At 47.3% G+C, this 9,321-nt stretch carries 9 protein-coding genes; 2 read left to right on the top strand and 7 right to left on the bottom strand.

What is annotated here, in order from left to right; translation table 11 throughout:
• Positions 1-173: 173 nt before the first annotated feature.
• The 7 genes from GEI7105_RS36200 to pruA all read right to left on the bottom strand — a co-directional run bounded on the left by GEI7105_RS36200 (position 174) and on the right by pruA (position 6,462).
• Positions 174-1,037, bottom strand: coding sequence for a pentapeptide repeat-containing protein (locus GEI7105_RS36200; RefSeq protein ID WP_083862427.1), 864 nt, complete (start codon positions 1,035-1,037; stop codon positions 174-176).
• A gap of 38 nt (positions 1,038-1,075) precedes the next feature.
• The gene (locus GEI7105_RS35210) at positions 1,076-1,351 is read right to left on the bottom strand and encodes a pentapeptide repeat-containing protein (protein ID WP_245555469.1); all 276 of its coding nucleotides are present in this window, start codon (positions 1,349-1,351) and stop codon (positions 1,076-1,078) included.
• A gap of 111 nt (positions 1,352-1,462) precedes the next feature.
• A complete protein-coding gene (locus GEI7105_RS0119805) occupies positions 1,463-2,023 on the bottom strand; it encodes a pentapeptide repeat-containing protein (RefSeq protein ID WP_017662172.1) in 561 nt (186 codons plus the stop codon).
• 134 nt (positions 2,024-2,157) lie between these two features.
• A complete protein-coding gene (locus GEI7105_RS0119800; protein ID WP_017662171.1) occupies positions 2,158-2,451 on the bottom strand; it encodes a hypothetical protein in 294 nt (97 codons plus the stop codon).
• A 94-nt stretch (positions 2,452-2,545) separates the two neighbouring features.
• On the bottom strand, positions 2,546-2,851 hold the full coding sequence (locus tag GEI7105_RS0119795) for a hypothetical protein (RefSeq protein WP_017662170.1): 306 nt from the start codon (positions 2,849-2,851) through the stop codon (positions 2,546-2,548).
• A gap of 166 nt (positions 2,852-3,017) precedes the next feature.
• Positions 3,018-3,341, bottom strand: coding sequence for a DUF2188 domain-containing protein (locus GEI7105_RS31485; RefSeq protein ID WP_017662169.1), 324 nt, complete (start codon positions 3,339-3,341; stop codon positions 3,018-3,020).
• Positions 3,342-3,495: 154 nt separating this feature from the next.
• Complete coding sequence (gene pruA, locus GEI7105_RS0119780) at positions 3,496-6,462, bottom strand: L-glutamate gamma-semialdehyde dehydrogenase (RefSeq protein WP_017662168.1); 2,967 nt, start codon at positions 6,460-6,462, stop codon at positions 3,496-3,498.
• A gap of 186 nt (positions 6,463-6,648) precedes the next feature.
• Here pruA and GEI7105_RS31480 point away from each other — a divergent pair, with 186 nt between their 5' ends.
• Together GEI7105_RS31480 and GEI7105_RS0119770 are read left to right on the top strand one after the other, a co-directional pair.
• A complete protein-coding gene (locus GEI7105_RS31480; RefSeq protein ID WP_144053879.1) occupies positions 6,649-7,065 on the top strand; it encodes a Dabb family protein in 417 nt (138 codons plus the stop codon).
• A 524-nt stretch (positions 7,066-7,589) separates the two neighbouring features.
• Positions 7,590-9,305: a DUF3370 family protein gene (locus GEI7105_RS0119770; RefSeq protein ID WP_017662166.1), complete on the top strand. Its 1,716-nt coding sequence runs from the start codon at positions 7,590-7,592 to the stop codon at positions 9,303-9,305.
• Positions 9,306-9,321: the final 16 nt, after the last annotated feature.

The raw sequence follows: 9,321 nt of genomic DNA, 5'->3' as shown, positions 1-9,321 counted from the left end.
GCAAGACGGCTTCTTGTTCATTTTCCACCCCCAGCTTTTGATAACTTTTTCAGCAAACCCTAGCTATTGTCACTGTAATTTCAAACATGGGAATTTTAGCTCCGAGTTGTAAAGCATCAATTGCAGAACTTTTTTTAATCTATTCATGAGACAAATAACTCAAAAAGAGCGCTCTATTCGGTTCGAGTCATTACTTCTCCATTCGGCAGGATTGTATTTTCCAAAAAAGCACCTTTTAGAACCTCTCTGTTGTTCGATAGAGAATCATACTCATAGTTTTCCTCTTCTGAATTCCCGTCTGAATTCAGTCCACGAACTCCCTTGAGGTTGGCATATCTCAAATTCGTTCGTTCGAGACGAACCAGTGTCATATCTGCATTTTCGAGATTTGCATCACTTAAATCGGTATCTCTCAAATCTGCACCGCTGAGATCGCAGCCTTGGAGATCGACTTTATGGAGTCTAGCACCTCTTAAGTCTGCAAAACTTAGATTGAGATTCTTGGATGACTCGTGAAAATTGACACCTTCTAAAATGGCATAGCTTAAATTTGTTGAGTCAACCTTCATTTCACGAGATCTAACACCTCTCAAATTGGCATAGCTTAAATTACATTTAAATATAGTTATTCCGTTGATTATTGCATTTTCCAAATTAACATTACACATATTTACCTCAATCAATCTACCCGTAGAACTCAAAAAACGCGAATTACGAAAAGAAGAACGACTCATGTCACAATCTCGAATTATCATATCCGCTCGAAAAATACTTCCTTCAAAATCTGAATTACTAAAGTTGCAATCACTAGGGTAGAAATATATCAGATATGAAAACCTAACACTTGCACTGCGAAAGTCACAACCAAAAAACCGTATATATCCTTCTGATGATTGAAGTGAATCTAAATTAGCACCTCGAAATGAAACATTTTCAAGCTTACCTCTCGAATCACTTAAATTTAAATCAATAAAATCAATTCCAGAAAAATCTCTGCGACCGCACTTGTAAAGCTCAAAAAATTGTGACGTGTCCATTTCAGATTTTTTGAATTATTGATGATAGTAATTTAAGATTATGTATATTCTGATATGATTTTGATGCGACCTGTTCGAGCGTCTGATACAATTGTATGGTAGAGACGAGCACTTGCGAAAATATTTCCAAGTAAAGCTGAGGAATATTCAAAACCTTCCATATTTGCTCCTTCTAAGTACAAACCATCAGTGTATTCTGCATCGCCAATTATTTTTCCTCGAACACTGGCATGACGTAAACTTACTCCCGTAAAATCCGATCCTTTCAAGTTTGCGTTATCGAGGCAGGCATAACTTAAGTCTGCACATTTCAGGTTAGCAGGGTCTTCGGAGTTTGTGGTTATAAATGTATACCATAATACAAAAAATTGAAAATTCGAGAGCCAAAACCCTTGAAATCTCGTGAAGTTAGTTTTTCTGTCACCCTAAACTCCGAAGAGCCGGTTAGCATAACTGAGATCGCATTGAGATAGATCGATCTGCCTTAGACTTGCACCTTGTAAATTCGCATGACTGAGATTTGCCCCCCGCAAACTCGTCGCGTTAAACTGACTCAGCGATAAATCGGCATAACTGAGATCCGATCCCTCGAAATCAGAGGCGTGAAATCGAGATCTCACAAAACAGGTTTTCCGCAGATCGACTGTCTTAAATTCAACACCAGCAAACTGGCTTTCTTCAAAACACGCTTCGTCTAAGTTCGCCTTCTCGAAGGTGACTTCTCTGAACGACGATTTGTTAAACTTGGTATGACTGAGATCGCAATCCTCGAACTCAACCAGGACAAATTTCGAGCCTCGCAAATCGGAACGACTCAAATCTACGCTCGTCAGCTTCGATCGCCTAAATTCAGCAAAACATAAATCCGAGCGATCGAGGAAAACATCTTCTAACACCCGATCCTGAAACTTCGCATCTCGCAGCAAAGATTCTGAGAAAACTCTCTCTGTGGCTTCGTAGCGATCGAAAAATTCGTCAACGTTCATGGATCGGTGTTTTGAGTCGCCCTATCTTTCTTTAGTATTATAGATAAACAGCCAATCCAGTGTGCTTGAATACTTCGTAAATCTTTACAATGCTGTGGGTCGTTCTAATCCACTTGCCTCAAGGTTTATTACATTTATCTCAAACTTCGGCTTTGCGAAAGCATTAGAACAGTATGAAGTCCGATCGCTGCCAAAATTGCACTCAGAAGCGTCCAGACACCATCGGCAAATAAATTAACACGATGGATGTTTTGTTGGGCTTCCGCGACGAATAATAATGACAAATCTGAAGAAGTTGCGACAACCTCCGAAAAGCGATCGTAGGCTTTTTGCAACGCCTCCCAATCGACAAATGCATAATAGCCAAAGATGCAAACTCCTGCAACGCCTGGAACGATCGCGAGTAAAATGGGAAAGATATAACGCATTTAGATTATGTTCTTACTCAAACTTGAGTTTTGCCTAAAATCATTCAAAATTTAATTCAATATTAATAACCAAATCTAGCACCGCTTGGGTACGTTATATCGAGTCGTCGATGATGTCACCTGCCATTAACTCCTGCCATTCAGAATCTTGTTGATAGTGTTCGAGCATCGTTTCCGCTTGACTTTCAAGAATGCGGCGACGTTCGGACATCGGTAACTTCAGAAAAGCCAGACGTTGTTCTAAAGATAGAGATTCCTCTTCTCTGGGAGAAGAATCAGGAGTTGATTCCGATATAATAATCACAACTTTAACAGTCTGTCCGACTTCAAGATTTAAATCTTGAATTTCAATTTTATTTCCCGGTAAAACGGTGGCGGTTACGTATCGAGTGGATTTCATTATTTTGAATTTCCTTGTTTGTATGCGATACAGATTTTCGTTGTCGAATCGAGTGCATCACCATCGCAGTCGATATATTCCATAGGAGTCTAATTTTCGATCGAGTGATAAAATTGGAATTTCCTCAACTTTACTTTGAGCAACAATTAATCGATCGAACGATTCTCTATGATTTGAAATGAGCGTACTCGCCAAACTCTTCGAGCGGATCGTCAAACTCAGGAGATATAATAATGAGTCCTCGCGCACACCTAAACCCTCGATCGCTCGTATAGGTTGAAATAATTCGACCGTCGCGTCCGTGAATTATAATTTTCACATCTTGCTGACGACTCAACACACCAGCAAATTTTACCGCCTCTTCTTTATTTGAAAAGACTTTAATTTCCTTGGATTCACCCTCTTTCTTTATTGCCCATCCTCCAGAGGTATTCGGAATGACATGATGGATCGAATCAGACTTAGACTGGTCTTTCTCTTGTTCGAGCATCGCACTTAAACCAAATCATAGTCGTAATGGTAGGGTGTGTTACGCGGTCAAAACATGGGTTTAAAATCTAGTCAATGAGATTTCCGCGTAACGCACCGACTGAGATATTTCAACAGTTGTCGGGCGAGCATCGCCCACCCGACGAACCCCGAAGCTATTCGGTTCCTTCAATGGGTGCGAAACCGTGACGTTGGATGTTTTCCGTAATCGTGCGCGGTTCTAAAAATTGTAAAACGTAATCCGAACCGCCTGCTTTAGAACCGACACCGGAAAGTTTGAAACCACCAAAGGGTTGACGAGAAACGATCGCTCCCGTAATTCCCCGATTGATATAGAGATTTCCCACTTCAAACTCTTCCATGGTGCGATCGATATGGGACGGAGTGCGCGAATACAAGCCACCCGTCAAGGCGTAATTCGTCGAGTTCGCCACGGTTAACCCTTCGTCGAAATCCTTGACTTTCAACACCGCCAACACCGGGCCGAATATCTCCTCTTGGGCGATCGTTGCATCTGGCGAAACCTCCGTCAACACCACGGGGCCGACAAAATAACCGGGTTCTGGGGAGGGAATCTCGATCGCCACTTTTCCTTCCTCCTTCCCTTTTGTAATATACTCGCGAATCCGTTGCTGGGCTTTCGCGTCGATGACTGGCCCCACTTGCGTACTGGGTTTCGACGCATCCCCCACATTGAGCGATCGCACCGCTTCGACTAAACGCGACACAAAGCTATCGTACACAGATTCAACAACAACAACTCGAGAACAGGCCGAACATTTCTGTCCGCTGTAGCCAAACGCCGATTGGACGACACCCGCCACGGCTTGGTCTAAATCTGCACTTTCATCGATAATAACCGCGTTTTTACCGCCCATCTCGGCGATGACTCGCTTCAAATGTTTTTGTCCCGGTTGTAAAACAGCGGCTTCGCGGTAAATCTGACATCCGACTTCCTGGGAACCCGTAAAGACGATGGTGTTGATGTCGGGATGTTTCACCAAATGCGCCCCCACCGTCGATCCTTTTCCGGGGATAAACTGAAAGACGCCTTTGGGAATTCCCGCGTCGATGAGAACTTCCGCTAACTTCGCCGCGATGACGCTGGAGACTTCCGCCGGTTTCAACAGGGTGCAGTTTCCCGCCACCAGCGAGGCGACTGTCATTCCGGTGGGAATGGCGAGGGGGAAATTCCAGGGGGAAATGACGAGGGTGATTCCGCGAGGTTGGTAGTGGTAGCGGTTGTTTTCGCCGGGGATGTCGTAATTCGCCCCGGATTCGAGACGTTCCATCTCGTCGGCGTAGTAGCGACAGAAATCGATCGCTTCGGAAACTTCTGCATCCCCTTCTTTTAACGGTTTCCCCACTTCAAACACCATGACGGCGTTGAGTTCGTGGCGACGCTTTTCGAGGAGTTCGGCGGCTTTTCGGAGAATGGATGCGCGATCGCTGGCTGGAGTTCGCCGCCACTGTTGAAATGCTGCTTTGGCGGTAGCGACAGCTTCGTCGGCTTGTTCGATGGAAATTTGTCCGACAATTCCCACCACTTCCTCGGGATGGGAGGGATTGAGAGAGTTTACACTCTCGAGAGTTTCGCGGTGTTCTCCATCAATCCAGGGACGATAAGATTGTCCGAGTTGCTGGTGGAATTGTGCGATCGCCGTCAATCCAGTGTCTCGTAATTCGCTTTGCGCGTAATCGCTATCGGCGGCGTTGGGGAAGGGTAACGCATCCGGGGCGAATTCCGGTTTTTCGGGATCGGGTTGCGGCGGGGCGATTAACTCCTCGATGGGGCGATTTTCCAAGTTCTGACGCAAGAAGGAACTGTTCGCCGTGTTTTCCAGCAACCGCCGAATCAGATACGACATTCCCGGTAACAGTTCACCGTAGGGACAGTATACGCGCACCCGATGTCCCCGCCCGGCGAGGACTTTCGCCAGTTTGTCCCCCATTCCGTAGAGAACTTGCATTTCGATGCGGCGAGGGGGAATCTTCAGGGTTTCGGCGATCGCACAGGCTAAGGCTTGCGATCGAACGTTGTGACTCCCGATCGCTGCATATATATAAGTGTGATTTTCCAACAACAACCGTGTCAAACGCTCGAAGTTGGCGTCAGTGGCGGCTTTGTCGTTGTAAACGGGCTGTTTCCAGTGGTGTTGTTGCGATCGAATCGTCTCCCGATCCCAATACGCCCCTTTGACTAAGCGTACCGTCACCGGGGTTCCCCGTTCCTTCGCCCAGTCGATTAACTCCTGTAAATCCCGTTCCGACTCGCGAAGGTAGCCCTGAATCGTCATTCCGATGTCGCCGCGATCGCGAAACTCGTCTTCGAGAAGGATTTTTTTGAGAATCGCCAGAGTCAGATCTTTATATTCGTACTGTTCCATGTCAAAGTGAATCGCCGCCCCCACTTTCGCCGCATGACGCAGTAAATCCCGAACGCGATCGCTGACGCGGCTTTCGCTTCCTTCGGCGTCGAGGGGATCGAATTGGGAATAAAAGGCGGTGAGTTTGACGGAAACTTGCACTCGCGGAAGGGGTTCGCCCTCGGCTTCGTCGATTTGCGGAACGGAACTCCAAGTTTTCGCCGCCTCAGACAGCGTCGTCATCAATTCCAGGTAGCGATCGAAATACTGTTGGGCTTCAGCTTCGGTGATGACGGCTTCCCCGAGGAGATCGATGGTAAACGCCAGGTTGTCTTTACGGAGGCGTTCGACGGTTTTGGCGACTTTGGCTAAGTTTTCCCCGGCGATGTATTTATAAGCCAGGGTTTCGACGCCAGTTGAAACGGTAGTGGCGGCGAGTTGTCCCGGTACGGAGTCGCCGCCGCTAAAATTAATCAGTTGTTTGAGAGCGTCGGGAAGTTCGACTTCTTCGGTGGTGAGGTATTCTTGCAGGTGACGGGCGATTTCGGCTTTGCTTTGCAGGGCGGGTAAACAGTCGATGAAGCGGAACAACTGCACGCGCAAACCGGGGTTACTCATGGCCCAGTCGAGGAGTTTGTCGTCCCAGCGCATTCGATCGCGCATTTGGGCGAAAAAACTGCCTTTTTCGCGGGTAGCGGCGAGAAGTTCGCGGGCGATTTCTTGGGTTCTGGCTTCGTAGGGATGGCTGGCTGTCATGGGTGCGATCGCTGCTTAATTTAAGTTAACAAAAGGAGGGTGTTAAGAAACGGAGACGATCTTAATTTTAGGCGATGGAGTTAACCCCCGTTCCCCGGTCGATTCTCGTTTGTGTTAAGGTTCGATCGCTTTATTTTTTAGAATGATTTCTAAATATTTTTGAAACTTGGTAAAACCAGTAACAGTATGAAACCTTCTGTTGTGTTTATGTTTGGTGCGACGCTTTTGTCATTGGGTGGTGGAGATCGCATAGAGATCGCACAATCGAACCCAGAGTTTCGAGATTCGTTAGTACGTCATATCGTACTTGTGGATCTCAAATCAAAAGTTCCGAATTCACAAATCGAGGAATTGTTTGAAACTGGAGAAGTGCAGTTAGCGAAAATTCCCGGTGTCGTGACGGTGGATTTCGGGAGAAAAGCCAGGGGCGATCGTCCGGTTCATATTTCCGATTACGATATTGCGGTTTACATGGAATTTGAAAGTTTGGAAGATCTCGATCGCTACCAATCTCATCCCATTCATCAAGAATTTTTAAAAGATAACCAACATCTTTGGAATGGACTGCAAGTTTTAGATTTTTATGGAAATCCAAGTTTGTAAAAAAACAATTTAAAAACCGGGGCTCTTCGGAGTTTAGGGTGACAGAAAAACTAACTTCACGAGATTTCAAGGGTTTTGGCTCTCGAATTCTCAATTTTTTGTATTATGGTATACATTTATAACCACAAACTCCGAAGACCCAAAACCGGATCGTCTCTACCAAAGAACCTTGGAGGTTTAGATATACCGAGGTTCTCGCTTTTAAAAGATAAATATTTTTGTTTTTATTAAAATCAAAAAAAAGATAATGTCCTGAATTTTTAATTTATTGTGGGTTGTCTTGAATCAGCCAAACTCTTGTAGAGTGAGCATTGCCCCCTATTACATTTACAAAGCTCATACAAGTTTTTTGTAATATCTTTTTAAGAGGAAATTGTTTTTTTAGCCTCGAGGATTCCGGACGCTATTCGACGATCGCACACAAATCACACATAAATCAATCGTCCAGAAAACGATCGCATCGATCTCCAAGCATTTCTCACAAGGATATAATCGCTGCATCACCGATTACCCGTCACCCTCAAATGTTTACCGACATTGCGAACCACTGGGCGCAACTGTGCATCGAACAACTCGCCCAACGGGACATCGTCAGCGGCTACCCCGATCGCACCTTTCGCCCGGAAAAATACCTCACGCGGGCGGAATTCGCCTCGTTAGTGTGTCGGGCGTTTCCCGATGCAGAAACCGTCAAACCAGAGGTTCAATTTCGCGACGTTCCTAAAGCTTACTGGGGATATCGCGACGTTCGCCAAGCCGCCGAACGGGGCTTTTTCTCCGGTTATCCCGACGGAACCTTTCAACCGAATCGCCCGATCCCTCGTCTCGAAGCCTTTCTCGCCGTGGGATCGTATTTACAATTGCGCTTCGACGGCGACGACAGCCTCGAGGTGTTAAATCACTGGTTCGACGATGCGAATGTCGTTCCTGAATACGCCAGAGATGCAGTCGCAGCGATCGCACGATCGGGAACGATCGTGAGTTACCCCAACCCCAAACGCTTAGAAAGCGATCGCCCCATCACGCGAGGAGAAGTCGCGGCGTTGCTGTCTCGGGTATTGAAACTCGATGGAGTTCCCCTCGAATACGTCGTGGGAGTAGAACGTCCGCCCCGAGTCAGAGGACTTCCCGGTTTTCTCAACGCGACACCCTTGGTTTACGCGAAGTCGTCTCACCCAGCAGAGACGACGGGAATTCTCGTTTCGACGTTTCCGCTTGAGGGAAACGCCCATCTCGATCGCCCGTTGACGGGAAATTTCGAGGTTTTAATCCATCAGTCGGTGCAGTGGGGCGATCGCGACGGGTTCAAACCCTCATATCAGGCAATTTTGCTACAAAACGCCAGCGATCGCACGGTCGAGATCGAAATTCCCACAGCGGCGAGTGTCGCCACAGATCCCGACGCCCCAATTCAGCATTTTCCCGAAACCGTCGAAAACCCCGACGGAACAGTTTTTTCGGGTTCGGCGAGTTGCGTGACGGATGCGGTGTTGCGAAAAACCCGTCAAGAGATCTTCCCAGAACGGTTGACCCTCGAGGCGGGAGAAACCACGCTGTTACTCAACGCCGAAATTCCCCCTAGCGAACCGACGAACGATCGCACCACCTTCATAGGGCTTTCAACCTCCGATCCGGTATACGTCGCAAGTTTAGTCCGTTCCAGCGACGAACCGCCGACCCTCGTGCAATGGTTGGAACTGCTAGAGTCGGGAGAACGACTCGAGGGAGACGCCGCCGTGTTGCGAGGAACCCGCTGGCGAACTCGGGTAACGGACGACGCCAACACGCCCGTTTTAACGATCCCCACGCCGCGATCGCCAGTCTGCTTGCACCTCAACCGAGAACTGGTCGATCGCGCGATCGCTCCCTCTGAATCTCGATTTAACCGCACTTACGCGGGGATCGAGTACGACATCGACCTTCCCATTTATAACGATTTACCCGAGGCGCAATCGGTCGTCGTGTCGCTCTCGTCTCCCATCGCCATTGAAGGCGATCGCGTCGAATTCGCCGAAGCGATCGACGAACTGGCGTTTCGTGGAACTGTCAAAATCACGTACGAGGAGTTTTCCCAAACCGTTATGACCAGTTTCGTCCATCTGACACAATTTCACGGACCGCAGGGATCGCCGTTAGCGGTGTTGAGAATTCCCGCTAATACCTCGCGAGGGGTTCGCTTAAATTGGATTTATCCCCCAGATGGGATTCCGCCCCACGTGTTGACAGTCGCAACGCTTTAACCGTTAATTTCGTAGC

The organism is Baaleninema simplex PCC 7105, assembly GCF_000332355.1.
GTDB classification, from domain to species: domain Bacteria; phylum Cyanobacteriota; class Cyanobacteriia; order Cyanobacteriales; family Geitlerinemataceae; genus Baaleninema; species Baaleninema simplex.
The sequence above is the reverse complement of the archived record's forward strand: the minus strand, read 5'-3'. Positions and strand labels throughout refer to the sequence as shown.